The following is a 26,173-nucleotide window of genomic DNA, read 5'->3' as shown; positions in this document are numbered from 1 at the left end:
TTCGATAAGGTCCCAGATGTCTTGAGTACCCAGCCTTCGGCATCGCGACTTGCGTCGGTCCCACACAGGCAGATCGATCGCCCTGAGCTATCCCGCCGGCACGAACTCGATACCGGCCGTCGCTGCCGCCGGCTGCAGCAGCGGCATCACCCAGTGGTCCACCAGCAGGAACGCGAACAGCGCCATCAGGTAGACGATGGAGTAGTTGAACACGCGCATGGCGAAGAACTCGTCCGGCGGATCCAGCAGGCGCCATGCGTACCAGAGGAACACCGCGCCCAGCACCAGCGCGCCGCCCAGGTAGAAGAAGCCGCTCATGCCGAACACCACCGGCAACACCGTCACTTCGACCAGCAGCACGGTGTAGAACAGGATCTGCCAGCGCGTGTAGGTCACGCCGTGCGTCACCGGCAGCATCGGCACCAGCGCGCGCGCATAGTCTTCGCGACGGAAGATCGCCAGCGCCCAGAAGTGCGGCGGCGTCCACACGAAGATGATGAGCACCAGCAGCAACGCGTGCGGCCAGTCCCACTCGCCTGTCATGCCGGTCATCGTGGCCCAGCCCAGCAGCGGCGGCGCCGCGCCGGCGATACCGCCGATGACGATGTTCTGCGGCGTGGCGCGCTTCAGGAACACGGTATAGATCACCGCGTAGCCGATCAGCGAGGCGAAGGTCAGGATTGCGGTGATCGTGTTGACCCATACCACCAGCACCGTCATCGACAGCGCCGCCAGCACCAGCGCGAACACCAGCGCCTGCCACGGTTTCACCTGTCCCTGCACCAGCGGACGCCAGGAGGTGCGCGCCATCTTCGCGTCGATGCGCGCGTCCAGCAGCTGGTTGATGGCAGCCGCGCTGGAAGCGGCCAGCCAGATGCCGAGGAAGCCCAATGCGCCGCGCAACAGCTGTGCGCCATCGGGCAGGCCGTCGATGGCGAGGAACATGCCGACGATCGCAGTGAACACGATCAGCGCCACGACGCGCGGCTTGGTCAACGCCCAGTACTGGCGGAACGTCGAGGCCATGTCAGTCGGGCCTGCGCAGGCGCGCGGTCAGCGAGACCAGGGTGAACAGCAGCAGCACCGCGCCACCGTTGTGCGCCACGGCTACCGGCAGCGGCAGGTTGAGCTTCACGTTGAGGATGCCCAGCGTGACCTGCGCGGCGATCAGCACCAGCAGCGTCAGCGCCCAGCTGCGCATGCCCGGGGTACGGAACAGGCGCCACGCGAGGGCCAGCACGTAGAGCGCGACGACCACCGCCATGATGCGGTGGGTCATCTGGATCGCGATGCGTGAGGCGCCATCCAGCACGCCGCCTTCATAGTCCACACCGATACCGCGCCACAGCACGAAGCCTTCGCGGAAATCCGCGGGTGGCCACCACTGGCCGACGCACTTCGGGAAATCCAGTCCGCACGCCAGTGCCGCGTAGTTGGCGCTGACCCAGCCACCGAGTGCGATCTGGATGCCGAGCAGCACCAGGCCACCGATCAGCCAGCGGCGCAGCACGATCGCATCGGCGAGCGTGATCGGCCGGTCGGTCGCACGCCACGCCATCCACGCCAGCAGCGAGAACGTGGTCAGGCCGCCGATCAGATGGCCCATCACCACGATGGGCTTGAGCAGCCAGGTGACCGTCCACATGCCCAGCAGCGCCTGGAAGATGATCACCGCCAGCGTCAGCGCACCCGCGCGCGCCAGATCGATGTTGGACCAGCGCAGCGCGGCGAACAGCAGGATCGCTTCACCGAGAATCGCCAGCGCCGAAGCCGCGCCGTGTTCGCCGTGCATGTACAGCGGGATCGCCGCGCCGACCAGCCCGGCGGCAACCAGGATCTGCGCGATGCCCCAGCGGCGGCGGCGCGCGGCGAGCAGTGCGAGCACCAGTACCAGCACGCCCAGCGAGGCGGCGATGTGGCGGTGCACCTGCTCACGCCACGCCTTGTGCGTCTCGAATGGCCGGATGTCGCTGGCCGCGTGCGAAGCGGCTTCGTTGACCGCGCCCGGCCACGCGGCGCGGCCATAGCAGGTGGGCCAGTCGGGGCAGCTCAGGCCGGCATCGGACAGGCGCACGAAGGCGCCGAACACCACGACGCACAGCGTCAGGGCCACCGCCAGCCAGGCGATTCTATGGAAATGTCGGTAGATCACGGGACGTGCGACAGCGTTCATCATCATCTGCAGTTCGGGCGAGCGCTCAGATGAGCTTGATCAGTTTCGAGACATCCGTGCGCAGGCCGGCCGGGTCGAAGCCCGGGGCGTAGCGCAGGATCACGAAACCGTGCGGGTCGATCACGTACACAGGCGTGCCGGCCGGATCGTCCACCTGCGGCAGCAGGCCACGCAACGGGCCATCCGCGCGAACCAGGCGCAGCGCACCATGCCGCGGCGCTCCGTCCGGATAGTCGCCGATCCACAGGATGTCGACTTCGTCAGCGTTGTGGCCGAACAATTGCCATACCTTGTCCAGGTCCTGCGCCAGTTTCAGGCAGACCTCCGCGCACCCCGGTGCCGGCGCGGCGACGATGCGCCAGCGGCGTTCGCCCGGCCGCCAGTCGTAGGCGCTGCCATCGGCGAGCATCGGCACGATGCCTCGCGCATCCGCAGGCGGCTGCAACATCAGGCCATGGTTCTTGTGCGCCGCCGGCTGCCAGCCGGAGAACCGCAGGATGCCGGCACCGAACACGGTACCGAAGAACAGGGCGAACAGGGCGACGAGCATCCACCGCCCGCGACGCCGCTGGGCGGGATCGAATGGTTTTGGGTCCATGGCCGCATTTTCTCACGCCCGGGCGATCATTGCCCCTATGGCAACGCTGGGCTCTATGCCGCCCAGCGACCAAAGCCCCTTGCATGGCGTTCAAAGCCTCTTGAATGCCGTTCGTGGTGAGCCTGTCGCACCACGCTTTTCACGCCGAGGGGGGCCGTTGTGACGGGTCGATCCATCGCAAAGAACGTGGTTCGACAGGCGCACCACGACCGGATCGGGTATCCAGCGCGTTCCTGCAAGGCGTGTCCAGAGGACGCCTATCTGCTCTTCCGACGGCTGCGCCAGGTCAGGATCAGCGCGGTGACGAACACCGCGCCTGCCAGTCCGAACCATTGCACGGCATAGCCGATGTGACGCTCCGGCGGCAGCGTGTTGGGCAGGACGTCCAGGTCGCGCGCGTAACCGAGCGGCAGGTCGGGGTCCAACTTCAGGACGCGCGGCGACAACGCAGGCAGCGCAAGCGCCTTGGCCAGCGCATCCGGCTGCAGCGCGATCACCAGCAGGCTGCCATCCGGTTGCGCGGCAGCGGCGGCGCTGGCAATACCTTCCGAGGGCGGCGGTACCAGCAGCCCCGCCATGTGTTGGCGACCCGGCAACGGCGGCACCGCCGGCATGGTGCGGTCACCGGGCACGGCCTGCCAGCCAAGCTCCACCAGCAGTGGCACACCGCCCTCGATGGGCTGAAACACCCGATAGACACGGACACCGGGCTGCCGCTCGCGCGTCTGGTTGTCCAGCAGGATCGCGCGGGCAGGCAGGAATTCACCCTCGCCCGCCACCCAGTCGTACGCCTGCGCCCGCGCGGCATCGGCTGCCACCGCCAGCGACTGGGCCTGTCGTTCGGCCAGCACGCGCGCTGTCTCGGCCAGCAGGGCTTCCTTCTGTTCCGCCCGCCCCCACTGCCAGGCGCCCAGGCTGCCGAACAAGGACATGGCCAGCACGGCCAGCGTCCAACCGACCGGCAGCGGCATGCGCCGGCTCACGGCATGCGTCCGAATGTCGCACCCACCATCGGCTCACGCCACCGGGGCGATAATGCGCGCCTCACTGCCGGCCCCGTCGAGGACGCCATGAACGATTCGCTGAAAACCCTGCTGATCATCGCCTTCCTCATCCTCATCGTGTGGAACCTCGGCGCAGGCCTGTACTACATGCTGGTGGACAAGGGCGGGAGCAAGCGCACCGTCAACGCGCTGACACGCCGCATCGCGCTGTCCGTGGGCCTGATCCTGCTGGTGGTGCTGGCCATCAAGATGGGCTGGATCCAGCCGCATGGCATCAATCCGGGCTGAGCGGGCATTGTCCCGCGCGCGGCCCGCCGCGCCAACCGGGCAAAAGAAAAGGGCCGGCATTGCCGGCCCTTTCTTCGCTACGGTGTCGCCCGCGCTTTACAGCACGTAGACGAACAGGAACAGGCCCAGCCACACCACGTCGACGAAATGCCAGTACCACGCCACGGCTTCGAAACCGAAGTGGTCGTCCTTGGTGAAGTGGCCCTTGGCGCAGCGGAACCAGATGATCGCCAGCATCAACGTGCCCAGCGTCACGTGCAGGCCGTGGAAGCCGGTCAGCATGAAGAACGTGGAACCGTAGATGCCGGAACCCAGCGTCAGGTTCAGCTCCTTGTAGGCGTGGATGTACTCTTCGGCCTGGTAGTACAGGAACGTGCAGCCGAGCAGCACCGTGGCACCCAGCCAGATCAGCAGCTGCTTGCGGTCGCCGGCCTTCAGCGCATGGTGCGCGATGGTGATGGTGACGCCCGAGGTCAGCAGGATCAGCGTGTTGATCAGCGGCAGGCCCCATGCCGGGATGGTCTGGAACTGACCGCCCACCTGGCCCGGACCGGCGCTCGGCCATGCCGCCGAGAAACCTTCCCACAGCAGGCTGTTGGTCATCACGCCATCGCCTTCGCCCCCCAGCCACGGCAACGCGAGCGTGCGGGCATAGAACAGCGCGCCGAAGAAGGCTGCGAAGAACATCACTTCCGAGAAGATGAACCACACCATGCCCATGCGGAACGACACGTCCACCTGGCGGTTGTAATGGCCGCTCACCGATTCGCGGATCACGTCGCCGAACCACATGAACAGCGTCGCGCTCAGCATCACCAGGCCGGCATAGAAGACCCACATGCCCCAGGCCGCGTCATTGAGCCAGCTGGCCACGCCCACCATGGTGACGAACATGGCGATGGAACCCACGAACGGCCACTTGGAGCTGTGCGGCACGAAGTAGATGTTGGCGTCTGGCGAATGGGTTTGTCCCATGGCGTGGCTTCCGGTTGCTAAGCGTGATCAGGGTGCCGCGAGCGGCGAGGGCGATGCATTGCCCGTGCCGATCTGCGCGGTCAGTGCATCGTTCTTGAAGAAGGTATACGACAGGGTGATGGTCTTCACTTCCGCCGGCAGGTCCGGGTCCACGATGAAGCGGACCGGCATGTCGCGGCTTTCGCCGGCCTGCAGGGTCTGGGCCGTGAAGCAGAAGCACTCGGTCTTGGTGAAATAGCCCGAGGCTCGCGCCGGCGCGACGGACGGCACCGCGCTGCCGACGACGGCCCGCTCGCTGTCGTTGCGGGCGAAATACTTCGCCTCGTACAGCTCGCCGGGCACCACTTCCATGGTCAGCTGTTCCGGCTGGAACGCCCACGGCAACTTGGAATTGACACCACCATCGAACTGCACGGTCACCGTGCGCGCAACCTTGGCTGCCGCGACCGCAGCCGCCTGGCCGGGCCCTTGCTCCAGGCGGATGCCGAACACCTTCTCGCAGGCGATGCGGTACAGCGGCACCAGCGAGAACGTCAGCACGAATACCGCCACCGCCACGCCCACCAGCTTGAACAGCCCGGCCGAGTTGGACTTGGCCGCGCTCATGCGCTCAGCACCGCGCGGCCGATGAAGGCCACGAAGATCGCGAGCGCGATGCCGCCGATCACCCACGCCGTCCGCAGCACCGCCTTGCGGCGGCGCGCGAGTTCCTCGGGGGTCAGCACGGGGGCGTTCATGGTGCGATGCTCAGCCGTTTCAGTGCGTCACGTCACCGTGCGCCAGGTCGCCGTCCTTGATGACCGGCGGCGTGGTGAACGTGTGGTGCGGCGCCGGCGACGGCACGGTCCATTCCAGGCCCCTGGCGTTTTCCCAGGCGCGCGCTTCGGCCTTCTTGCCGTTGCGCAGTGAGGCCCACAGGATCGCGGCCATCATGAACGGCGTCAGGAACATGCCGAACGCGCCGATCGAACTGATGAGGTTCCAGTCCGCGAACACCGGGTTGTAGTCCGGGATGCGGCGCGGCATGCCGGCCAGGCCCAGGAAGTGCTGCGGGAAGAACAGCAGGTTGACGAACACGATCGTCCACCAGAAATGGAACTTGCCCCAGAACTCGCTGTACATGCGGCCGGTCCACTTCGGCCACCAGTAGTAGGTCGCCGCGATGATGGAGAACAGCGCGCCGGTCACCAGCACGTAGTGGAAGTGCGCCACCACGAAGTAGGTGTCGTGGTACTGGAAGTCCGCCGGCACGATGGCCAGCATCAGGCCGGAGAAGCCGCCGATGGTGAACAGGATGACGAAGCCCACCGCCCACAGCATCGGGGTTTCGAAGCTCAGCGAGCCCCGCCACATCGTGCTGACCCAGTTGAACACCTTCACGCCGGTCGGGATGGCGATCAGCATGGTGGCGAACATGAAGTAGATCTCGCCGCCCAGCGGCATGCCCACCGTGAACATGTGGTGCGCCCACACGATGAACGACAGGAACGCGATCGAGGCGGTCGCGTACACCATGGCCTGGTAACCGAACAGCGGCTTGCGGCTGAAGGTCGGGATGATTTCCGACACCACGCCGAACGCCGGCAGGATCATGATGTAGACCTCGGGGTGTCCGAAGAACCAGAAGATGTGCTGGTACATCACCGGGTCGCCGCCGCCGGCCGCGTTGAAGAAGCTGGTGCCGAAGAACTTGTCGGTCAGCAGCATGGTCACCGCGCCCGCCAGCACCGGCATCACCGCGATCAGCAGGAACGCGGTGATCAGCCAGGTCCAGCAGAAGATCGGCATCTTCAGCAGGTCGATGCCCGGTGCGCGCATGTTGAGCACGGTGGCGATGATGTTGATCGCGCCCATGATGGAGCTGATGCCCATCATGTGGATGGCGAAGATGGTCAGTGCCACGTTCGCGCCGCCCTGCAGCGACAGCGGCGGGTACAGCGTCCAGCCACCGGCCGGCGCGCCGCCCGGCAGGAACAACGAGCTGAGCAGCAGGGTGAAGGCGAACGGCATGATCCAGAAGGACCAGTTGTTCATGCGCGGCAGCGCCATGTCCGGTGCGCCCACCTGCAGCGGGATCATCCAGTTGGCCAGGCCGACGAAGGCCGGCATCACGCCACCGAAGATCATGACCAGCGCATGCACCGTGGTCATCTGGTTGAAGAACTCGGGGCTGACCAGCTGCAGGCCCGGCACCATCAGCTCGGCACGGATCACCACCGACATGCCCGCGCCGATGATGAACATGATGAAGCTGAAGATCAGGTAGAGCGTACCGATGTCCTTGTGGTTCGTGGAGAAGAACCACCGCTCGATGAAGCTCTGCTGGTGACCGTGGTGATCGTCATGATGATCGACGGCGGTGTTGGCCATGTGCGTAATCTCTTGCAGCTGATGCGGGCGGTCGATCAACCCTGCGCCGACGGCGCGGGGGTCTCGGCGGTGGGGGCGGCTTCAACGGCCGGGGCCGTCGTGGCGTCGGCCGGCGCGGCCTCTTCCACCGGCGCGGCCGGAGCGGGTGCGGCGGCCGGGGCGGGCTTCTTCGAGGCCAGCCACTGCTCGTACTCGGCCTTCGGCACCGCCTTCACGACGATCGGCATGAAGCCGTGGTCCTTGCCGCACAGCTCGGCGCACTGGCCGCGGTAGATGCCCGGTTCCTTGATGTCGGTCCAGGCCTCGTTGACGATGCCCGGGATGGCGTCCTGCTTCCAGCCCAGCGCCGGGACCCACCACGCGTGGATGACGTCGTCGGCGGTGATCACGAAGCGGATCTTGGTGTTGGTGGGCAGCACCAGCTGGTTGTCGACGTCCAGCAGGTAGTGCGGGTGCGCCTTGATCTCTTCCTGCGTCGTCGCCTTGTTCTGGCGCAGGCGGTCGGATTCGCGGTCCAGGCGGCTGGTGAACTCCACGCCCTCGCCCAGGTATTCGTACTTCCACATCCACTGGTAGCCGGTGACCTTGACGGTCATCTCGGAGTCGCGGGTGTCGTACATGGCGATCAGCTTGGCGGTCGCCGGCCAGGCCATGACCACCAGGATCAGCACCGGGATGACGGTCCAGATGATCTCGGCCGTGGTGTTGTGGCTGAACTGCGCCGGCACCGCGCCCTTGGAGTGGCGGAACTTGAACATCGCGTAGCCCATCGCACCGAACACGATGACGCCGATCACGATGCAGACCCACAGCGCGATCATGTGCGCGTCATAGGCATGCTGGGAGGACGCAGTCACGCCCTTGCCCATGTTGAGCTGCCACGGCTTCGGGTCCGCCGACTGCGCCCAAGCCAGCGCCGGCATCGCCAGCAGCGTGCACGCCGTCACCAACCGCTTCCACATCCCATTCACTTGCGTCATTGCCTAGACCCCAATGCGTCATCGGTTGCGGCCACTCGCGGCCGCCAGTAAATCCTGCAATCTGTCCGCCAGCTCCCGGCGTTCGGCCGGTCCCAGGAAGTTGCCAACCTGGACCTGCCTGCCGCTGGAGGCCAGCGAAATCCTTTCGCCATCCCGCTCGATGCACAGGCGCACCCAATAGGGATGCGCCCGGAACACCGCCCCAGACACGGAGGTGGTGACCTCCACCGCGTCGGGGCCGATGCTGATGTCTTCCCTCCGGTCGCCACTGCGCCACAACGCGCGCAGCGCCGTGGCCACGATGGCCGAATGGAGGAATGCAAAGGCTGGCGCGAAGGCATTGCCTCCCCACCAGCCCAGCATGGCGACGATCCACATCGCGCCCGACAGCACCACGAACAACATCACGAACTGGCGGCGCGTCAGCGCCCGCGGCGGCCGCAGCCTGAGCCGCGCGCCGTGTCCGTCCCACGATGACGGCACCATTTCGATCATGTCGCCCGCCACACGATCCGGGCTGCGGAAAACCGTTAAATGGTAGCTCCCGGCACACTTTGCGGCAAGTTTCATTGATCCTGCACAAGGCGCGCGGGACACCCGCTCAGGCCGCACCGCGTCTTCGCGGGGCGATTCCGCGACCGCCGTCACCGCTCCGCCGACGCGCTCCACCGACACCCTCTGATCCGGCGCGGCAGGCATACCCGGCCTGCCCGCACGGCCCTAAACTAGTGGACTGCCTTTGGACTGCCCTGCCGTCATGTCGACTCCTTCACCCGCTCCGTCGCCCGCCGCTCCGCCGGCCGGCAGCATCGTCGCCCCCGAACTCCCGGCACCGCCATCGCCGCTGCGCGCCGCCATCACGGCCGCCTGGCTGCGCGACGAGACCGGACATGTCCGCGAACTGCTGGAGCACGCGCGCCTGCCGGCCAACGAGCAGATCCAGGCCCAGAAGCTGGCCATGGACCTGGTCAAGCGGGTCCGCGCCCGCGCCCAGGACCAGGGCGCCATCGAAGCCTTCATGCGCCAGTACGACCTCGGCAGCGAGGAGGGCGTGCTGCTGATGTGCGTGGCCGAGGCGCTGCTGCGCATCCCCGACCAGGAGACCGCCGACAAGCTGATCCGCGACAAGCTGGGCGATGCGGACTGGGAAAGGCACCTGGGCCAGAGCGACTCCGTGCTGGTCAATGCCTCCACCTGGGGCCTGATGCTGACCGGCAAGCTGGTCAACCTGAACGACCTGACCCGGGCCGACGTGCCGGGCGCCTTCAAGCGCCTGGTCGGTCGCGTGGGCGAGCCCGTCATCCGCCTGGCCGTGCGCCAGGCCATGCGGATCATGGGCCACCAGTTCGTCATGGGCCGCACCATCGACGAGGCGCTGGCCCGCAGCCGCAAGGGCGAGAACGCCGACTACCGCTATTCCTTCGACATGCTGGGCGAAGGCGCGCTGACCACGAAGGACGCCGCCCGCTACCTGGAGGCCTACCGGCAGGCGATCCATGCCATTGGCCGCACCGGTCCCTTCGCCGACGTGCTGGCGGCACCGAGCATCTCGATCAAGCTGTCCGCGCTGCACCCGCGCTATGAGCACGCCAAGCGCGCCCGCGTGATGCGCGAGCTGGCGCCGGCCATCCTGGAGCTGGCCCAGCTGGCCAAGTCCTACGGCATCGGCTTCACCATCGACGCCGAAGAAGCCGACCGGCTGGAGCTGTCGCTCGACCTGATCGAGGCGACCTTCTCCGACGCCTCGCTCGACGGCTGGGAAGGCTACGGCCTGGCCGTGCAGGCTTATCAGAAGCGCACGCCGTACGTGATCAACTTCCTGGCAGACCTGGCCCGCCGCGTCGGCCGCCGCATGCCGGTGCGCCTGGTGAAGGGTGCGTACTGGGACGCCGAAATCAAGCGCGCGCAGATCGACGGCCACCCGGGCTACCCGGTGTTCACGCGCAAGCCGAACACCGACGTCTCGTACCTTGCCAATGCGCGACGCATGCTCGACCACGGCGACGCGCTGTATCCGATGTTCGCCACCCACAATGCGCAGACCATCGCGGCGATCCGCTTCATCGCCAACGGCCGTCCATACGAGCACCAGAAGCTGCACGGCATGGGCGACGACCTGTATGCCGAGGTGGTGCCGAAGCATCGACTGGACATCCCGTGCCGCGTCTACGCGCCGGTCGGTTCACACGAGGACCTGCTGCCCTATCTGGTCCGCCGCCTGCTCGAGAACGGCGCCAACAGCAGCTTCGTCAACCGCATCACCGACGAGAACGTCGCCATCGAGGATTTGGTGCGCGACCCGGTGCAGACGGTGTCCGAGTTCGAATCCATCCCGCACCCGCGCATCCCGCTGCCGGTCGATCTTTTCCGGAGCCAGCCGGCTCCCATCGCCTCTTCTGACAGGAACAACTCCATGGGCGCCAACCTCGCCAACGACAACGACCTGCGCGCGCTGGCCGAGCGCATCAACGCGGCGGTCAAGCCGTGGCGCGCCGCGCCGCTGGTGCCGGGCGCCGTCGTGTCCAGCGCTGCGTTGCCGGTGACCAACCCGGCCGACCGCCGCCAGACAGTGGGCGAATGGCAACCGGCCGACAGCGGCACCGTCGAGAAGGCGCTGGCGAATGCGGTGGCCGCGCAGCCGGCCTGGGACCGCACGCCGGCCGCCAGCCGCGCCGCCATCCTCGAGCACGCCGCGAACCTGCTGGAACAGCGCCTGCCCGACTACATCGCGCTGTGCGTGAAGGAAGCGGGCAAGACCATCCCCGACAGCGTGGCCGAAGTGCGCGAAGCGGTCGACTTCCTGCGCTACTACGCCGCGCAGGCGCGCGCGCAGTTCGGCGCGCCCGAACAGCTGCCCGGCCCGACCGGCGAATCCAACCAGCTGCAGCTGCAGGGCCGTGGCGTGTTCGTCTGCATCAGCCCGTGGAATTTCCCGCTGGCGATCTTCCTGGGCCAGGTCAGCGCCGCGCTGGCCGCCGGCAACAGCGTGATCGCCAAGCCGGCCGAACAGACCAACCTGATCGGCCACGCCGCGGTGAAACTGCTGCACGAAGCCGGCATTCCCGAAGCCGTGCTGCAGTTCCTGCCCGGCGACGGCGCCACTGTCGGCGCGGCGCTGACGAAGGATCCCCGCGTGGCCGGCGTGGCCTTCACCGGCTCCACCGAGACCGCGCGCGCGATCAACCGCGCGCTCGCCGGCCGCGAGAGCGGCCCGATCGCGACGCTGATCGCCGAGACCGGCGGCCAGAACGCCTTCATCGCCGACTCGTCCGCGCTGCCGGAGCAGCTGGTGAAGGACGCGATGGGTTCCGCGTTCACCTCGGCGGGCCAGCGCTGCTCGGCGGCGCGTGTGCTGTTCGTGCAGGACGACATCGCCGACAAGGTGATGACGATGCTGGCCGGCGCGATGGACGAACTGAAGATCGGCGACCCGGGCCTGCTGTCGACCGACGTCGGTCCGGTGATCGATGCCGATGCGCTGAAGATCCTCGACGATCACGCGACCCGCATGGCGAACGAGGCGCGCCTCATCAAGCAGGCCAACGCAGGCGAGGACACCGCGCACGGCACGTTCTTCGCGCCGCGTGCGTGGGAACTGAAGTCGCTCGACCAGTTGCACAAGGAAATCTTCGGACCGGCGCTGCACGTCGTACGCTGGAAGGCCGATGACCTGGACAAGGTCATCGACGCGATCAACGCCACCGGTTACGGCCTGACGCTGGGCGTGCATTCCCGCATCGACGAGACCATCGACCGCATCGCCGCACGGGTGAAGGTGGGCAACGTCTACGTCAACCGCAACCAGATCGGTGCGGTCGTCGGCGTGCAGCCATTCGGCGGCCAGGGGCTGTCCGGCACCGGACCCAAGGCTGGCGGCCCGCATTACCTTCCGCGTTTCGCCACCGAAAAGACGGTCACCGTCAACACGACGGCCGCCGGTGGCAACGCCTCGCTGCTGACACTCGGCGACTGAATCCGGGTGCTGCCGCGCATCGGCAGCCCTCGGCGTCGCACGCACAGCCCCGCTCCGGCGGGGCTTTTCGTTGGGCATGACCCACGGCACTGACGACGCCCGCTGCACGCGGCGATCCTGCGGGCTCCGCGGTTGCCGTCGCTGAACTGCCTCGGCGGTTGCGCGGCCCCCGTATCGCTCCCATGCCGGATTGCGCCTTATTCTGCGTTCTGGCATCGACAGGGAGCTCCAGCGCCAGCAGGGCGACGACGACGCATGACGACCGATTTCTACAACCTGCTGCTCAGCGACTGCGCGCTCGCCGCCGTGTTGCTGGCGCTGTTCTTCTACGTGGGCAAGGTATCGCGGGGCGTCCGTGGCATTGCAACGTGGGGCGTCGCGCATTTCCTGTACTCGCTGGGCGCGGCGATGCTGGACGGCACGGCACAGACACTGGTGCGGGCAGGCGATGAATCGCTTGCCGCCGGCATTGCCGGCGCAGGGGGCCTGTTGGCATGCGCCGGCCTGGTGGGGCTGGCGTGGTCGATCATCCAGTTCGTGCAGCAGCGCGCGCTGGCGTTGTGGGAACGCGCGCTGTTGCCGCTGTGCCTCGCTTTCTCGCTGGTCGGCGTGGTCCTGGGCGGCGGCGTGGATGCGCAGGGCGCGGCTATGAGCGCGACCGAAGTGATCGTGCTGCTGGTGATGCTGCGCCACCTGTTGGCGCTGCGCAGTGCACCGGACCACGTTCCGGCACGCCTGATGATCGTGGGCTGCCTGGTGCTGCTGTGGCTGTACGGTGGCGACCTGCTGGCGGCCCTGAGCGGCCGCTATGGCCCCAACCCGATGTGGGTGAACCTGGACCTGTCGATCTGGTTCCTGCTCAATTTCTGCATGCTGATGCTGGCCAGCTTCCGCGCCGCGGAGCCACTGCGGCGCAGCGCGCTGTTCGATCCGCTCACCGGCGCACTCAACCGTCGCGGCCTGGACAACGAACTGCAGGCCCGCGGCGGACGGCAGGGCGCCGAACACGGCCTGGCCGTGATCGCGCTGGACCTGGACCACTTCAAGGCCGTCAACGACGACCATGGCCATGAAGCCGGCGACCTGGTGCTGCAACGGTTCTCCGACGTGGTGCGCGGCTGCATCCGCGGCGACGACCTGTTCGCACGCCTGGGCGGAGAGGAGTTCATGCTGGTCCTGCGCGACACGCAGGCCGAGACCGCGCAGGCCCTGGCGGAACGCATCCGGCAGCAGGTGATGGGGCTGGAGTTCGCTCCGTCCGGTGCGGGAATCCACGTCACCGTCAGCCTGGGTGTTTCCTTCGCCGCCGACCGCAACGCGCCCTACGACACCCTGATGCGGCTCGCGGACGAGGCGCTCTACGCAGCCAAGCACAAAGGCCGCAACCGGATCGAGGTACGCTGGCTGCCCGCCTGACCCGAGGACCGCCATGCCGCGTTGCCGCCGCCTTGCCCTTGCCCTGCTTGCCAGCTTCGCTGCTCCGCTGGCCCACGCATCGGCCCATGCCTCCGTCTGCCCGGCCGATTCCGGGCGTGCGCCCACCGGCGACCTCACGGCCACACGAGTGTCTGCTGCGCGCGTGGACGACAGCGAAGATCGCCTCTACGAAGGCCCGGTGTGGCGCGATGGTGCGCTGTACCTGTCGGACTTCGTGCACAGCGGGACGTTTCCGTCGCGCATTCGCCGCTTCACCCCGCCGGATCGCTGGGAGACCGTGGTGGAAGACAGTGGCAGCAACGGGCTGACGCTGGACCTGGACGGCCATCTGCTCGCCGCCACCCACGACCGCAAGCAGATCGCGCGCGTGAGACTGGAAGACGGCACGCGCATGCCCCTGGTGTCGACGTTCGACGGCCTGCCGTTCAATTCCCCCAACGACCTGGTGATGGGCACCGACGGCAGCCTCTACTTCACCGATCCCGACTACCAGCGCAAGGCCGCGCCCGGCGGCCAGCCCCTCACCCGCGTGTATCGCCACCATGAAGGCGTGACTACGGTGGTCGACGACAGCCTGCGCAATCCCAATGGGATCGCCCTGTCGCCGGATGGCGACACGTTGTACGTGGCGGGTGGAACCGGCGATGGCGATGTATTGCGCACCTATCCGTTGCGCGAAGGCGTGCCCGGCGCAAGCCGCGACCTGGCGCGCATCACAGGCGGTGACGGCCTGACGCTGGATTGCCTGGGCAACATCTACGTCACCGAACACGGCCAGCAGCGCGTACGCGTGTTTTCCCCTGCGGGTGACGTGCTGGCCACGATCCACGTGGACGCCAACATCACCAATGCCGCGTTCGGCGGCAATGACCGGCGTACCCTGTTCCTGACCGGCGCCGCCAGCCTGTGGTCGATCGAACTGCCGGTCGCCGGCCTGCCGTATTGACCGAACAGGGCAGGAGGGGCTTCAGCCCCGATGCCGTTCGCGCAGAAGCCTCGGGGCTGAAGCCCTCCTGCAAGAGCGCCGACAACAAAAAACCCCGCCGAGGCGGGGTTTTTCGTGGTTCCGATGCGCGGGGCGATCAGAACTTGTATTGCATCGACACGCCGTACAGGTCGGCGCCGCCGTCGAACTCGCCGACCAGGCGCGCGCGGGTGCTGGTGGTCAGGTCGATTTCGGGCGTGTCGACGATGTCGATCTTCACGTAGCTGGCGTTGAGTTCCAGGTGCTCCGACAGCGCCCAGGTCAGGCCCAGCGAATACCACATGCGGTCCTGGTCGGGCAGGCGCGGGGTACGGTACGGACGGCTCACCGGGGAGTCGTCGCGCGCCACGCCGGCGCGGAAGGTGAACGCATCGCTGAACTTGTATTCGCCGCCGATCGAGTAGAACCAGTTGTCGCCCCAGTTGTACTCCTCGGCCGAATCCGGCTGGCCGGGGTTGTCGAACTCGATGCGGATTTCCTGCAGCGAGGTCCAGTCGGTGCGGCTGGCTTCGGCCATGACGGTGAAGCGGTCGGTGGCGTAGTAGGTCGCACTGAAGGTGTCCACGGCTGGCGTGGTCAGCTTGGCCAGCGCGCCGCCGTCCAGGAACAGCGGACGGGTCAGCGGGTTGGCGTCGAACGCGGTGCGCACGGCCGGCGGCACGGTGAAGTCGCCTTCGCCTTCCAGCTCGTGGTCGATCTCGGAACGGTGCGAATAACCCAGCGACAGCTTGTCGGTCGGGCGCCAGTTCACGCCAACGATCCAGCCGAAGCCGTTGTCGGTCCCGTTGATGTGGGCGATGCCGTCGTTGCGCTGCGGACCATAGGGCGAGCCCGGCGTGAGGCAGGCGGTCGGGTTCTGGCCGCAGATGACGGTGCCGAAGTCGACCGCATTGGACAGCGTGACGTCGGCGTGCTCATAGACCAGGCCGGCACCGACGGAGAAGCGCTCACCCAGCTCCAGCGAGGCCGCCAGCGTCAGGTCGATGATCTTCACGTCCGATTCCAGCGCGTGGTAGCGACCCACCCAACCCGCGTCGTAGTCGGTCTTCAGGCCGAACGGCGCGCTGATCATCATGCCCAGCGTGACGTATTCGAAGTCGCCGCTCAGCGGCAGGACGAACGAGGCGGCCGGCACGGCGGCCACGTCACCGGCGTCGCCGCCGTTGCCGCCGGTCAGCGGCTGCTGGAACGGGGTGCCGGTGGCGGCAGTGCCGCTGCCGCTGAACTCGTAGGACAGGTCGATCGCGGTGACGTCGGCCTGCAGGGTGCGCTCGGTGAAGGTGGACATGACGGCCGGGTTGTTGACCACGACCGAGGCGTCGCCCTTGGCGGAGGCCGCACCGGCCATCGCACGGCCCTGGGCCTTGACGCTGTTTTCCTTCAGCTGGAAGGCGGCGGCGTGCACATCGCCATAGGCGAGCACGCCTGCGATGCCGAGCGCCAGCGCGGACACGCGGGTGATGTTCTTTGCAAATTCCATGAATGGTTTCTCCGGAGACGTGGGTAAAAGCGCCTGCGTCGTCCATGGCCGCGGGTGTTGTGGTCCACCCGTTCGGCCTGCCGGAAGCCCCTCCCGACATACGACGCCGTATGCAGTATACCCGCTAACTAAACTCTAACAATCCGCCGTAAGTCATTGCCCCTATTCAGTTTCGCCGCATCGCACCATGGGCAGTCAGGCAGCGAGCGGGTACAGTGCCGGCGCATGTTCGTTTCCCTCCCGTCACGCCGGAAACCGCCCGTCCGCTGGGCCACGCCGACCCTGCTGGTGTTGCTGTCCGCCGCCTTTTGCTGGGCGTTGACCCTGGGGAACGCGGCCCAGAGCCACCTGCTGACCCAATGGGGGGCGCTGACCGGCGGCATGGTGGCGCCCGAGGTATGGCTGGCGTCATTGCAACGCGGCACGGTGCTGCGCCTGTTCACCGCCTTGTTCCTGCATGCGGACTGGGCCCACCTGCTGGGCAACCTGGTGTTCCTGCTGATCTTCGGCCTGCCCGCGGAGCGGGCGATGGGGCCTTGGCGTTTCCTGTTGCTGTTCCTGGTAGGCGGCGCGGTGGCGAACGTCGCCGCCGTGCTCAGCATCGGGACACCCGACCGCGTCATCATCGGCGCCAGCGGCGCCATCTCCGCCGTCATCGGCGCCTACCTGGCCCTGTTCCCTACCGCAAAGCTTGGCGTGGTGCTGCCGCTGGGCCTGTTCCTCGAATTCGTGAAGGCACCGGCCTCGCTCCTGATCGGCATCTGGGCACTGCTGCAGGTGGTCTTCGCCTACACGGGCCCCGCGTTCGGCACCGTGGCGTGGTCGGCGCACATCGCCGGCTTCCTGTTCGGCGTGGTGTTCGCGCTGTTCGTGCGCGCCGCGATCGCACGGCGGATGCGCAAGCGGCAAGGATATTGAAGGCAGGAGTGAGCGGGGAGGCGTGAGGAGTGAGCGACGGCCGCGGCTTCTACTCACTCCTCACGCCTCTCCACGCACTCCTATAATCGGCGCATGAAGAAGACGCTCTACAAGATCACCTTCCACAACCACACCAAGGTCTACGAGCTGTACGCACACAAGGTGGCGGCCAGTGGACTGTGGGGCTTCACTGAAGTCGCCGACCTGGTCTTCGACGTGCACGAGGGACTGGTAGTCGATCCCACCGAAGAGCGACTGCGCGACGAGTTCGGCAACACCAAGGTCCTGCACCTGCCGATGCAGAGCATCATCCGGGTGGAAGAGGTGGAGCGGAAAGGCCAGTCGGCCATCCGCGATGCGGCCACCGGCGAAAAGGTGGTGACGCCCTTCCCGATGCCGGCGAAGCCGCGCTAGGCGAACCGATCGCGCTTGCGGCAGCGACGTCAGCCGCTATCCGGCCGGTCGCGCCCGACGCTGCTCCCCGCACCTGCCAACGCTCAACGCCGCTGTGGGTTCAACGGCGCCCGCGCTGTCGCGACCACCTTCTTCAGTTCGACCAGCGCCGCCGTGATCGGCGCATCACCGTCGAGCACGTCACCGGGCGTGTAGCCGGCCGCACCTTCTTCGTCGCCGCGCAGGTGCCCGGGCAGCGTGGCCTCGGTGATGTAGGGCTGGCCATCAGGCCCGATGGGGGCGCCCGCCTTGGCATCCTGCTCTGGCCTGACCACCACGTCGGGCACGATGCCGCTGGCCTGGATCGATTTGCCGCTGGGTGTGTAGTAGCGCGCGGTGGTCAGCTTGACCGAATCGCCATTGTCGAGCGGCAACACGGTCTGCACCGAGCCCTTGCCGAAGGTGCGGCTGCCGACCACGCGCGCGCGCTGGTTGTCGCGCAGCGCGCCGGCCAGCACTTCCGACGCGCTGGCCGAACCTGCATCCACCAGCACCACCACCGGCGCGCCGTTCAGGCGGTCGCCGGGGGTGGCATCGAACTTGGAATCGCTGATCGACATGCGCCCGCGGGTGCTGACGATGTTGCCCTTGTCGAGGAGGTCGTCGGCCACCTGCACCGCGGCCAGCAGCAGTCCACCCGGATTGCTGCGCAGATCCAGCACGAGTCCCCGCAGCTTTCCGTTCTCCTGCAGCTTGTCCACCTGCTTCTGGAAATCGGCGGCGGTATCGGTCTGGAAGGCGCTGATGCGAACGTAGCCGTAGCCCGGCTCCAGCACGCGGCTGCGCACGCTGGTGATGCGGATGGTGTCCCGCACCAGGGTCACGTCGAATGGCTTGGGCGTGCCATCGCGCAGGATCGTCAGCACGATCCGGCTGCCCGGCGCGCCACGCAGCGGCTCCATGCCGTCTTCGGCGCTGATCGGCTTGCCGTCGATGGCGGTGATGACGTCGCCGGACCTGATGCCTGCCTTCGCGGCGGGCGTGTCGTCGATCGGCGACACCACCAGGAGCGTCCGGTCGGGTTGCTGCTGCAGTTCCACGCCGATGCCTTCGTAGGCGCCGGTGGCCTGTTCGTCAAAGGCGTCGGAATCTTCCTTGTCGAAGTACGTGCTGTGCGGATCCAGGTCCAGCAACAGGCCACGGATCGCGGACTGCATCAGTTCGCGGTCTTCGACCGGTTCGACATACGCTTCCTTGACCGCATTGAACACCGCCACGTAGCGGCGGATCTCGTCCAGCGGCACCTTCGACGGTGCGTTTTCCGCGGCGTCGGGATCGTCGCTGGGCGCGACCACAGGCGGCGTTTCCGGCAGTGGCGCCTGCTGTTGCGCCCACGCCGGCATGCAGGCGGACAGGGCGACGGTCAGGGTGGCCAGGGAAAGACGCAGCGGCATGCAGACGCTCCAGATGGGGCAAGGGGGACTTCGCGCACGGACGCGAAGTTCACCGGATTATGCGCGAAGCCACCTGGCCTGTTTGTTCAAGCCGGGTTAGGGCCCGGCGCCCTGTTCATCGCCGCTGCAGCCACGATGCCGGGTCGACCGGCTGGCCGTTGCGGCGCAGTTCGAAGTACAGCGCGGCCTGGCCCTGTCCACCCGACGTGCCGACGCGCGCGACCGCATCACCGCGCTTGACCCGATCGCCACTGTCCTTCAGCAGGCTGTCGTTGTGCGCGTACAGGCTCATGTAGCCGTTGCCGTGATCGAGGATCAGGATCAGGCCGTACCCCGTCATCCATTCGGAAAACACCACCGTGCCGTCCGCCACCGCCGTGACCGGCGTGCCAGAGGGCGCGCCGATCAGCACGCCGGTACTGGCGCGGCCGTCGGGCAGGCGCCCGCCGTAGTGCGCCAACAGGCTGCCCGACACCGGCCAGCCCAGACCGCCCACTTTCAGCGGAGGTGCGGATGCCACCGCCGGGCGGGGTGCAGGGGTGGTCCGCGTGCCGCGCGATGCGCCGCCGGCACTTTCGCGTTTCTGTGCCGCTGCGGCCGCCGCCTCGTGGCGCGCGGCGGCACGACGTTCCGCCTCCGCACGCGCAGCGGCGGCGCGCAGGTTGTCCAGCAGGCGTTGCAGCGAACGCGCATCCTGGCCCAGCGCCTTCTCCTTCGCCGCACGATCCTGGTATCGCTCGTCCAGGTCCGCGACCAGGCTCGCGCGGGTCCTGCGGGCCTTCTCCAGTTGCGCGACCTGGTCGCGCTGCCTTGCCCGCGCGGTATCCAGTTCGGTGCGACGGGCCACGATGTCGCGCTCCACCTGGTCCAGCGCTTCCAGCTCGGCGTTCAATGTCGCGATGCGTCGCGTCTGGTCGCGCTGCACGTAGCGGTGGTAGGCCAGCAAACGGTTCGCATCGGCCACGCGTTCCTGCGACAGCAGCACCTTCAACGGGGCATCGTCGCCCTGCTGGTAGGCGGCACGCACCAGCGCCGTCAGCTGTCGTCGCTGCGACGCCTGTTGCGCCTGCATGGCGTCGCGCTTGAGTTGCAGCTCCTGCAGCGCGGCGGCCTCGCGGCGCAGTGCCGCTTCGGTCTCGGAAAGCGACCGCGTCGTGCGGCCCACCTGCTCATCCGCATCGCGCAGTTGGCGCGATGCCGTGCCGCGCTCGCCTTCCAGCTTGCGTCGCTCCTGCGCGATCGACCTCAGCTCGCTGCGCACGCGCTCCAGCTTGCGCTCGGTTTCGCGTGGATTCTGCGCCGTCGCTACCGCCGCGGCGGCCAGGCCGGCGAGCAGGATCGCGGTGAACGCAGCGCGCCAGCGGTTCGGCATCAGGCGTCGATCAGGCTGCGGCCGGTCATGTCGGCCGGCTGGGGCAGGCCCAGCAGGTCGAGCAGCGTCGGTGCCACATCGCGCAATGCGCCGCCACTGCGCAGCGTGGCCGCGTGTTCGCCGGCGCTGCCGGGCAACACGAGGACCAGCGGCACCGGGCCGACCGTGTGCGCGGTGTGCGGCTGCCCGGTGGCCGGATCTCGCATCATTTCCAGGTTGCCGTGATCGGCGGTGATGATGAGGGCGCCACCGGCCGCGCGCACCGCGGCATCCACCGCGCCGATGGCCACGTCGACCGCCTGTGCAGCGAGGATGGCGGCCTGCAGATCACCGCTGTGGCCGACCATGTCGGGATTGGCGATGTTGCAGATGATGGCGTCGAAGCGGCCGGAGCCGATCGCCTCCACCAGCTTCGCGGTCAGCTCGGGGCAGCTCATTTCGGGCTGCAGGTCGTAGGTGGCGACCTTCGGGCTGGGGATCAGGATGCGCTCCTCGCCGGCGAACACGTCCTCGCGTCCGCCGCTGAAGAAGAACGTGACGTGCGCGTACTTCTCCGTCTCGGCGATGCGCAGCTGCGTCAATCCGGCATCGGCCAGCAGTTCGCCGAAGGTGTGCCGCAGGTCGTCCGGCGCGAACGCCACCGGCGCGGGGAGTCTGGCGTCGTATTCGGTCAGGCAGACGAAGCGGGCCAGCGCCGGCTTGCGTGCATCGAAGCCGTCGAACGCCGGCGACACGAACGCCGCGGTCAGCTGGCGCGCACGGTCGGCGCGGAAGTTCATGAAGACCACGGCATCGCCGTCCGCCATCGGCCGTGCACCGTCGATCACGGTCGGCAGCACGAACTCATCGTTCTCGCCGCGCGCGTATGCGGCTTCCAGCGCCCCCACGCCGCTGGCGGCATGGTGATCGCTGCTGGCTTCCACCATCGCGTCCCACGCCAGGCGCACGCGGTCCCAGCGCTTGTCGCGGTCCATCGCGTAGTAGCGGCCACTGACCGAGGCGATGTGCGCGTTGCCGAGCGTCGCGCACAGGTCCTGCAGCGCACGCAGGCTGGGTTCGGCCGACTTCGGCGGCGTGTCGCGGCCATCCAGGAAGGCATGCACCGCGACACGCGGCACGCCCTGGCGCTTGGCCAGGTCCAGCATCGCGAAGATGTGCAGCTCATGGCTGTGCACACCGCCCGGCGACAGCAGACCGAACACGTGCAGGGTCTTGCCGTCGGCCTTGGCCGCCTCGCAGGCAGCGACGAGTTCGGCATTGGCGAAGAAGCTGCCGTCCTCGATGGCGGCATCGATGCGGGTCAGGTCCTGGTAGACGATGCGGCCCGCGCCCAGGTTCATGTGGCCCACTTCCGAATTGCCCATCTGCCCATCCGGCAGACCCACATGACGGCCCTCGGTGTGGATCAGCGTATGCGGCGCGCTGGCGAGCAGGCGGTGCCAGTTCGGCAGCGTGGCTTGCGCCAGCGCGTTGTCGGCGGGATCTTCACGGTGCCCCCAGCCATCCAGGATCAGCAGCACGACGGGCTTGGGACGCTTCACGACCATATTGTCTACGGGCACGGGAGATGCGGACACGGCGGGGGGTTTCCAGTGACTTCAGGCAGGTGACGATTGTAGCGAAGCATGGTGCCATGGCACCCCCGATGACGGCCGGGCTAAACCTTTCCCTGCCCGTGCGCATCACAGTCATCAACACCACCCGAAGGATGACCCCATGACCCGTACCCGCACCGTCCTGCTGCTGACCCTGGCCCTGGCTGCCACGCCCGCGCTGGCCCAGCAGGAGATTTCCAAGGTGAACGGCAGCGTCACCGCCGAGGCCGGCCAGACCTATGCCGACCTCGAAACCGTCAACGGCAGCATCCGCATCGCCGACGGCGCCATCGCCGAGGACGCCAGCACGGTGAACGGCAGCATCAACGCGGGTGAAAAAGCACGCGTGGACTCGCTCGAGACCGTCAACGGCTCCATCCGGGTCGGCAAGGACGTGCAGGTTCGCAACGACATCGAGACCGTCAACGGCAGCATCTTCACCGACCGCGGCACCACCGTGGGCGGCAATGTGTCCACCGTCAACGGCGCCATCGGACTGGTCGCCACGCAGCTGGCGGGCAACATCGAGACCGTCACCGGCGACATCACGGTCGGCGTCGGTTCGCACGTCAAGGGCGGCCTCAAGGTGGAGAAGCCGCGCGGCGTCAACTTCTCGTTGAAGCCCAAGCGCGACCCGCGCATCATCATCGGGCCGAACGCGGTGGTCGAAGGTCCGCTGGTGTTCGAGCGCGAGGTGGTGCTGTACGTGCACACCAGTGCCAAGATCGGCCCCGTCACCGGCGCCACCGCCAAGCCGTACAGCACCGACACCGCACCCACGGAGTGAGCCCGGCGAAAGGCGGGACACGGCACAGGTCCCGCCCGGCCATTCCCGCTAGAATCGGGATTCCTTTCGTTGAGGAATCCCGATGTCCCGCAAGTTGATGCTGCTGCTTGCCGCTTCCGCCGCACTGACGGCATGCAAGCGCGAAGCCGAGGCTCCGGCCCCCGCGCCCGAAGCCGCCACGCCGCCCGCCGCGGCGCATACGTTTACCGCCGACATCACCGAGGGCGACTTCGCCGACATGGTGAACGCGCTGGCGTCGGACGAGTTCGAAGGCCGCGCGCCCGGCTCGGTCGGCGAAGAGAAGACCACCGCCTACCTCGAAGCGCAGATGAAGCGCATCGGCCTGCAGCCCGGCAACAACGGCAGCTACTTCCAGGACGTGCCGATGGTGGAGACCACCGTCGACGAGGCCGCGACCACGCTCTCGCTGACCACCTCCGCCGGCACCCGCGACCTGAAGTTCGGCACCGATTACGTCATCGGCACCCGCACCGGCGAGACCCAGGTCAAGCTGGACGCCAGCGAGCTGGTGTTCGTCGGCTATGGCGTGGATGCGCCGGAGCAGAAGTGGAACGACTACGCCGGCCAGGACTGGACCGGCAAGACCGTCGTGATGTTCGTCAACGACCCGGGCTTCCACGCCAAGGACGAGACGCTGTTCGGCGGCAACCGCATGACCTACTACGGCCGCTGGACGTACAAGTTCGAGGAAGCCGCGCGCAAGGGCGCCGCCGCCGCCCTGATCGTGCACGACACCCCGGGTGCCAGCTACGGCTGGGACGTGGTGAAGAACTCCTGGGCCGGCCCGCAGTACGACCTGCCCGCCAAGGACGATCCGGAAAAGCGCATCCCGATGCAGGGCTGGTTGAGCGCCGAGGCTGCGAAGCAGTTGTTCGCCGACGCCGGCCTCGACCTCGACGCCGCCTACGCAAGCGCCGGCAAGCGCGGCTTCAAGCCCGTCCCGCTGAAGGCCAAGGCCTCCGCTTCCTTGACCAGCACCATCACCGAGAAGACCTCGCGCAACGTCATCGGCGTACTGCCGGGCAGCAGCAAGCCCGACGAAGCCGTGCTGTACATGGCGCACTGGGACCACCTGGGCAAGCATGAAGGCGAAGAGGGCGACAACATCTACAACGGTGCCGTCGACAACGCGACCGGCGTGGCCGGCATCCTGGAGATCGCCGAGGCGTTCGCCCACCAGGATCCGAAGCCGGCGCGCTCGGTCGTGTTCGTGGCGGTGACGCTGGAGGAGTCCGGCCTGCTCGGTTCCAAGTACTACGTCGCCCACCCGACCTTCCCGCTCGACAAGATCGCCGGCGTGATCAACCTCGACGCGATGAGCGTGGGCGGCAAGTCGCGCGACTTCGTCGTCACCGGCAAGGGCAACTCGCAGCTCGAAGACATGCTGAAGGTCTACGCCGACCAGCAGGGCCGCGTACTCGCCGAGGAAGGCAACCCGGCCGGCGGCTACTACTTCCGCAGCGACCACTTCAACTTCGCCAAGGCCGGCGTGCCGGCCCTGTACGCCAAGGGCGGCAACGACCTGCTGGAAGGCGGCGTGGACGCCGGCAAGGCGGCCAGCGAGGAATACGCCAAGCGCTACCACCAGGCCAGCGACGAAGTGCACGCAGGCTGGAAGCTGGACGGCGTGGTGCAGGACCTGCAGGCGCTTTACGGCGTGGGCAAGGACCTGGCCGTGGAAGGCACGTGGCCGAACTGGTACGACGGCAACCCGTTCAAGGCCGCGCGCGACACGATGATGAAGGCGGAACCGGCGAAGAAATAAGCCGCCTGTTCCGATGCGACATGAAAACGGCGCCGAGAGGCGCCGTTTTTTCTTTCCAGCCGCGCGACCCACCATCGACCCCTAGCCGTGGGAGCGACGTAAGTCGCGATGAAGCGTTACCGGTGGCCCATCGCGACTTACGTCGCTCCCACAACAAGCTCGCCTCCGGCACGCATTCCGTTGCGACCCCTCTCATCCCACCTCCGGCACAGGCGGAAGAAGAGACGCAAGCATGGACGACCGCCCTCGCCACCCACTACCCTGCGCCATCCTAGGAGGGAAACGCTCATGTCCATCGCCTACTGGTGCATCCTGATCACCGCGCTGCTGCCGTACCTGTGGGTCTTCATCGCCAAGCGGTCCGGCGAGCGCTACAACAACCGCAACCCGCGCGCCTGGATCGCCAAACAGGAAGGCAACTACAAGGTGCAGCGCGCCAACGCCGCGCACCTCAACGGCTTCGAGGCGTTCCCCGCCTTCGTCGCGGGCGTGCTGATGGCGCAGCTGGCCGGCGTGCCGGAAGAAGCGGTGACACCGCTCGCACTGGGGTTCGTTGCTGCACGCGTACTGCATGGCGTGTTCTATTTGGCAGACAAGCAATCGCTACGCAGCCTGGTGTGGCTGCTCGGCATGCTGTGCGCCGTGGCGCTGATGGTGCTGGCGGCGATGCGGGTGGCGTGACGCTGCTCTCTGTAGGAGCGACGTAAGTCGCGACCGCACACCATGAAAGCCCGCTGGTGTTTCAGGGGCAAGGAGCCTCGCCGATACGACCGCTCTTGGTCTGACCATCCCGGCATTTCGCTTCTGCGGTCGCGACTTACGTCGCTCCTACAGAGAGCACCGCTCAGCGCAGATCCTCTTCCCATCCGAACAGCGCATACGCCTTGCGGAACTCGTCGTCCAGCGGTGCCACCGCTTCGATGCGTTCGCCCGTTGCCGGATGCGGGAACGACAGCCGCACCGCGTGCAGCAACATGCGGTGCACGCCCTGCATACGGAAATTGCGGTTGTGCCGACCATCGCCGTGGCTGGTGTCGCCGATCAGGTGATGGAATGCATGCTTCAGGTGGCGGCGGATCTGGCGGAAGCGCCCGGTCTGCGGCTGGCAGCGCAGCAGCGCATAGCGCGAGGTCTCGAAGCCGCCCGACGGCAACGGCAGTTCGCCCGTCGCCAGTCGCACGAAGCGCGTCACCGACGGCTTCTTTTCCGGCTTGCCCGGACCGCCGTCGAGCGGATGATCGACGATGAAATCCGGTTCCGGCCAGCCGCGGCACACCGCGAGGTAATCCTTTTCCACTTCACGCGACATCAGCACCTTGCCCAGCGTCGAAGCGCTCTCGCGATCGAACGCCACCAGCAGGCAACCGCTGGTGGCGCGGTCCAGCCGATGGATCAGGAAGATCGGCTTGCCGAACTGCGCGCGCAGCCGGTCGGCGACGAAATCCGTTTCCCCACCGGCCAGCTTGCTGTCGTGCGCCATCACACCTGCGGGCTTGTTGACCACCGCGATCTGCGCATCGGCATACAGCACGGGCACTGCGCCGTCATTCGCCTTCGTCTCACCGTAATCCATGAAGCTGCGTACCTTCCAAATCTGCGAAACTC

At 67.4% G+C, this 26,173-nt stretch carries 23 protein-coding genes and 1 pseudogene; 9 read left to right on the top strand and 15 right to left on the bottom strand.

Features of this window, described 5'->3' with window-relative positions; translation table 11 throughout:
- Positions 1-87 precede the first annotated feature (87 nt).
- The 4 genes from cyoE to OY559_RS01070 form a co-directional block, all read right to left on the bottom strand.
- The gene (cyoE, locus tag OY559_RS01085) at positions 88-1,026 is read right to left on the bottom strand and encodes a heme o synthase (protein WP_277728269.1); all 939 of its coding nucleotides are present in this window, start codon (positions 1,024-1,026) and stop codon (positions 88-90) included.
- Between the two features lies 1 nt (position 1,027).
- Positions 1,028-2,173 carry a COX15/CtaA family protein gene (locus tag OY559_RS01080; protein ID WP_277728267.1) on the bottom strand — a complete coding sequence of 382 codons (1,146 nt, stop codon included), beginning with the start codon at positions 2,171-2,173 and terminating at the stop codon, positions 1,028-1,030.
- Positions 2,174-2,198: 25 nt separating this feature from the next.
- Complete coding sequence (locus OY559_RS01075; RefSeq protein WP_277728265.1) at positions 2,199-2,771, bottom strand: redox-active disulfide-containing membrane protein; 573 nt, start codon at positions 2,769-2,771, stop codon at positions 2,199-2,201.
- 257 nt (positions 2,772-3,028) lie between these two features.
- The gene (locus OY559_RS01070; RefSeq protein ID WP_277729877.1) at positions 3,029-3,742 is read right to left on the bottom strand and encodes an SURF1 family protein; all 714 of its coding nucleotides are present in this window, start codon (positions 3,740-3,742) and stop codon (positions 3,029-3,031) included.
- Between the two features lie 99 nt (positions 3,743-3,841).
- Here OY559_RS01070 and OY559_RS01065 point away from each other — a divergent pair, with 99 nt between their 5' ends.
- On the top strand, positions 3,842-4,063 hold the full coding sequence (locus tag OY559_RS01065; RefSeq protein WP_277729876.1) for a twin transmembrane helix small protein: 222 nt from the start codon (positions 3,842-3,844) through the stop codon (positions 4,061-4,063).
- Positions 4,064-4,159: 96 nt separating this feature from the next.
- On the opposite strand, the gene OY559_RS01060 is transcribed toward OY559_RS01065, so the two are convergent.
- From OY559_RS01060 to OY559_RS01035, 6 genes are read right to left on the bottom strand one after another with little or no spacing between them, the layout of a single operon-like run.
- Positions 4,160-5,038: a cytochrome c oxidase subunit 3 gene (locus tag OY559_RS01060; protein WP_277728263.1), complete on the bottom strand. Its 879-nt coding sequence runs from the start codon at positions 5,036-5,038 to the stop codon at positions 4,160-4,162.
- Positions 5,039-5,065: 27 nt separating this feature from the next.
- Entirely contained in the window at positions 5,066-5,644 is a 579-nt protein-coding gene (locus tag OY559_RS01055) for a cytochrome c oxidase assembly protein (protein ID WP_277728261.1), read from the bottom strand.
- Entirely contained in the window at positions 5,641-5,775 is a 135-nt protein-coding gene (locus OY559_RS01050) for a hypothetical protein (RefSeq protein ID WP_277728259.1), read from the bottom strand. The genes OY559_RS01055 and OY559_RS01050 overlap by 4 nt, the downstream gene beginning before the upstream one ends.
- Positions 5,776-5,794: 19 nt before the next feature.
- The gene (ctaD, locus tag OY559_RS01045) at positions 5,795-7,408 is read right to left on the bottom strand and encodes a cytochrome c oxidase subunit I (RefSeq protein WP_277728258.1); all 1,614 of its coding nucleotides are present in this window, start codon (positions 7,406-7,408) and stop codon (positions 5,795-5,797) included.
- Positions 7,409-7,443: 35 nt separating this feature from the next.
- Complete coding sequence (coxB, locus tag OY559_RS01040; RefSeq protein WP_142123021.1) at positions 7,444-8,388, bottom strand: cytochrome c oxidase subunit II; 945 nt, start codon at positions 8,386-8,388, stop codon at positions 7,444-7,446.
- A gap of 18 nt (positions 8,389-8,406) precedes the next feature.
- Entirely contained in the window at positions 8,407-8,883 is a 477-nt protein-coding gene (locus OY559_RS01035; protein WP_277728257.1) for a DUF2244 domain-containing protein, read from the bottom strand.
- 262 nt (positions 8,884-9,145) lie between these two features.
- Here OY559_RS01035 and putA point away from each other — a divergent pair, with 262 nt between their 5' ends.
- The 3 genes from putA to OY559_RS01020 all read left to right on the top strand — a co-directional run bounded on the left by putA (position 9,146) and on the right by OY559_RS01020 (position 14,744).
- Positions 9,146-12,361, top strand: coding sequence for a bifunctional proline dehydrogenase/L-glutamate gamma-semialdehyde dehydrogenase PutA (gene putA / locus OY559_RS01030; protein WP_277728255.1), 3,216 nt, complete (start codon positions 9,146-9,148; stop codon positions 12,359-12,361).
- A 255-nt stretch (positions 12,362-12,616) separates the two neighbouring features.
- On the top strand, positions 12,617-13,777 hold the full coding sequence (locus tag OY559_RS01025; RefSeq protein ID WP_277728253.1) for a GGDEF domain-containing protein: 1,161 nt from the start codon (positions 12,617-12,619) through the stop codon (positions 13,775-13,777).
- A 13-nt stretch (positions 13,778-13,790) separates the two neighbouring features.
- Positions 13,791-14,744 carry an SMP-30/gluconolactonase/LRE family protein gene (locus OY559_RS01020; RefSeq protein ID WP_277728252.1) on the top strand — a complete coding sequence of 318 codons (954 nt, stop codon included), beginning with the start codon at positions 13,791-13,793 and terminating at the stop codon, positions 14,742-14,744.
- Between the two features lie 136 nt (positions 14,745-14,880).
- Here the strand turns inward: OY559_RS01020 and OY559_RS01015 are convergent, their stop codons facing one another.
- Positions 14,881-16,263: an OmpP1/FadL family transporter gene (locus OY559_RS01015; protein ID WP_277728251.1), complete on the bottom strand. Its 1,383-nt coding sequence runs from the start codon at positions 16,261-16,263 to the stop codon at positions 14,881-14,883.
- Positions 16,264-16,488: 225 nt separating this feature from the next.
- On the opposite strand from OY559_RS01015, the gene OY559_RS01010 reads away from it, so the two are divergent.
- Positions 16,489-17,181 carry a rhomboid family intramembrane serine protease gene (locus tag OY559_RS01010; protein ID WP_277728250.1) on the top strand — a complete coding sequence of 231 codons (693 nt, stop codon included), beginning with the start codon at positions 16,489-16,491 and terminating at the stop codon, positions 17,179-17,181.
- Between the two features lie 93 nt (positions 17,182-17,274).
- The gene (locus OY559_RS01005) at positions 17,275-17,595 is read left to right on the top strand and encodes a DUF1820 family protein (RefSeq protein ID WP_277728249.1); all 321 of its coding nucleotides are present in this window, start codon (positions 17,275-17,277) and stop codon (positions 17,593-17,595) included.
- 128 nt (positions 17,596-17,723) lie between these two features.
- Here OY559_RS01005 and OY559_RS01000 read toward each other — a convergent pair.
- The 3 genes and pseudogenes from OY559_RS01000 to gpmI form a co-directional block, all read right to left on the bottom strand.
- A pseudogene (locus OY559_RS01000) lies at positions 17,724-19,028 on the bottom strand (S41 family peptidase); the annotation flags it as partial.
- A 115-nt stretch (positions 19,029-19,143) separates the two neighbouring features.
- A complete protein-coding gene (locus tag OY559_RS00995; protein WP_277728246.1) occupies positions 19,144-20,400 on the bottom strand; it encodes a murein hydrolase activator EnvC family protein in 1,257 nt (418 codons plus the stop codon).
- Entirely contained in the window at positions 20,400-21,947 is a 1,548-nt protein-coding gene (gene gpmI / locus OY559_RS00990; protein WP_343228779.1) for a 2,3-bisphosphoglycerate-independent phosphoglycerate mutase, read from the bottom strand. Before gpmI ends, OY559_RS00995 begins: the two co-directional genes overlap by 1 nt.
- Before the next feature lie 169 nt (positions 21,948-22,116).
- Between gpmI and OY559_RS00985 the strand changes: the two genes are divergently transcribed.
- The 3 genes from OY559_RS00985 (at position 22,117) to OY559_RS00975 (ending at position 25,249) form a co-directional block, all read left to right on the top strand.
- Positions 22,117-22,782, top strand: a complete 666-nt coding sequence (locus OY559_RS00985; protein ID WP_277728243.1) for a DUF4097 family beta strand repeat-containing protein — start codon at positions 22,117-22,119, stop codon at positions 22,780-22,782.
- Positions 22,783-22,864: 82 nt separating this feature from the next.
- Positions 22,865-24,568: a M28 family metallopeptidase gene (locus OY559_RS00980; protein WP_277728242.1), complete on the top strand. Its 1,704-nt coding sequence runs from the start codon at positions 22,865-22,867 to the stop codon at positions 24,566-24,568.
- A 288-nt stretch (positions 24,569-24,856) separates the two neighbouring features.
- On the top strand, positions 24,857-25,249 hold the full coding sequence (locus tag OY559_RS00975; RefSeq protein WP_277728241.1) for an MAPEG family protein: 393 nt from the start codon (positions 24,857-24,859) through the stop codon (positions 25,247-25,249).
- A gap of 163 nt (positions 25,250-25,412) precedes the next feature.
- On the opposite strand, the gene OY559_RS00970 is transcribed toward OY559_RS00975, so the two are convergent.
- Positions 25,413-26,141 (bottom strand): pseudouridine synthase, encoded by a 729-nt coding sequence (locus OY559_RS00970; RefSeq protein ID WP_277729875.1) that lies wholly within the window; start codon positions 26,139-26,141, stop codon positions 25,413-25,415.
- Between the last annotated feature and the right edge of the window lie 32 nt (positions 26,142-26,173).

This window comes from Pseudoxanthomonas sp. SE1, from assembly GCF_029542205.1.
In the GTDB taxonomy this organism is placed as follows: Bacteria; Pseudomonadota; Gammaproteobacteria; order Xanthomonadales; family Xanthomonadaceae; genus Pseudoxanthomonas_A.
The sequence above is the reverse complement of the archived record's forward strand: the minus strand, read 5'-3'. Positions and strand labels throughout refer to the sequence as shown.

What these genes read in the sequence shown, in the direction of transcription:
- cyoE (WP_277728269.1), bottom strand. Translation starts at nt 1,026, where the DNA reads ATGGCCTCGACGTTCCGCCAGTACTGGGCGTTGACCAAGCCGCGCGTC.
- OY559_RS01080 (WP_277728267.1), bottom strand. Translation starts at nt 2,173, where the DNA reads ATGAACGCTGTCGCACGTCCCGTGATCTACCGACATTTCCATAGAATC.
- OY559_RS01075 (WP_277728265.1), bottom strand. Translation starts at nt 2,771, where the DNA reads ATGGACCCAAAACCATTCGATCCCGCCCAGCGGCGTCGCGGGCGGTGG.
- OY559_RS01070 (WP_277729877.1), bottom strand. Translation starts at nt 3,742, where the DNA reads ATGCCGCTGCCGGTCGGTTGGACGCTGGCCGTGCTGGCCATGTCCTTG.
- OY559_RS01065 (WP_277729876.1), top strand. Translation starts at nt 3,842, where the DNA reads ATGAACGATTCGCTGAAAACCCTGCTGATCATCGCCTTCCTCATCCTC.
- OY559_RS01060 (WP_277728263.1), bottom strand. Translation starts at nt 5,038, where the DNA reads ATGGGACAAACCCATTCGCCAGACGCCAACATCTACTTCGTGCCGCAC.
- OY559_RS01055 (WP_277728261.1), bottom strand. Translation starts at nt 5,644, where the DNA reads ATGAGCGCGGCCAAGTCCAACTCGGCCGGGCTGTTCAAGCTGGTGGGC.
- OY559_RS01050 (WP_277728259.1), bottom strand. Translation starts at nt 5,775, where the DNA reads ATGAACGCCCCCGTGCTGACCCCCGAGGAACTCGCGCGCCGCCGCAAG.
- ctaD (WP_277728258.1), bottom strand. Translation starts at nt 7,408, where the DNA reads ATGGCCAACACCGCCGTCGATCATCATGACGATCACCACGGTCACCAG.
- coxB (WP_142123021.1), bottom strand. Translation starts at nt 8,388, where the DNA reads ATGACGCAAGTGAATGGGATGTGGAAGCGGTTGGTGACGGCGTGCACG.
- OY559_RS01035 (WP_277728257.1), bottom strand. Translation starts at nt 8,883, where the DNA reads ATGATCGAAATGGTGCCGTCATCGTGGGACGGACACGGCGCGCGGCTC.
- putA (WP_277728255.1), top strand. Translation starts at nt 9,146, where the DNA reads ATGTCGACTCCTTCACCCGCTCCGTCGCCCGCCGCTCCGCCGGCCGGC.
- OY559_RS01025 (WP_277728253.1), top strand. Translation starts at nt 12,617, where the DNA reads ATGACGACCGATTTCTACAACCTGCTGCTCAGCGACTGCGCGCTCGCC.
- OY559_RS01020 (WP_277728252.1), top strand. Translation starts at nt 13,791, where the DNA reads ATGCCGCGTTGCCGCCGCCTTGCCCTTGCCCTGCTTGCCAGCTTCGCT.
- OY559_RS01015 (WP_277728251.1), bottom strand. Translation starts at nt 16,263, where the DNA reads ATGGAATTTGCAAAGAACATCACCCGCGTGTCCGCGCTGGCGCTCGGC.
- OY559_RS01010 (WP_277728250.1), top strand. Translation starts at nt 16,489, where the DNA reads ATGTTCGTTTCCCTCCCGTCACGCCGGAAACCGCCCGTCCGCTGGGCC.
- OY559_RS01005 (WP_277728249.1), top strand. Translation starts at nt 17,275, where the DNA reads ATGAAGAAGACGCTCTACAAGATCACCTTCCACAACCACACCAAGGTC.
- OY559_RS00995 (WP_277728246.1), bottom strand. Translation starts at nt 20,400, where the DNA reads ATGCCGAACCGCTGGCGCGCTGCGTTCACCGCGATCCTGCTCGCCGGC.
- gpmI (WP_343228779.1), bottom strand. Translation starts at nt 21,947, where the DNA reads ATGGTCGTGAAGCGTCCCAAGCCCGTCGTGCTGCTGATCCTGGATGGC.
- OY559_RS00985 (WP_277728243.1), top strand. Translation starts at nt 22,117, where the DNA reads ATGACCCGTACCCGCACCGTCCTGCTGCTGACCCTGGCCCTGGCTGCC.
- OY559_RS00980 (WP_277728242.1), top strand. Translation starts at nt 22,865, where the DNA reads ATGTCCCGCAAGTTGATGCTGCTGCTTGCCGCTTCCGCCGCACTGACG.
- OY559_RS00975 (WP_277728241.1), top strand. Translation starts at nt 24,857, where the DNA reads ATGTCCATCGCCTACTGGTGCATCCTGATCACCGCGCTGCTGCCGTAC.
- OY559_RS00970 (WP_277729875.1), bottom strand. Translation starts at nt 26,141, where the DNA reads ATGGATTACGGTGAGACGAAGGCGAATGACGGCGCAGTGCCCGTGCTG.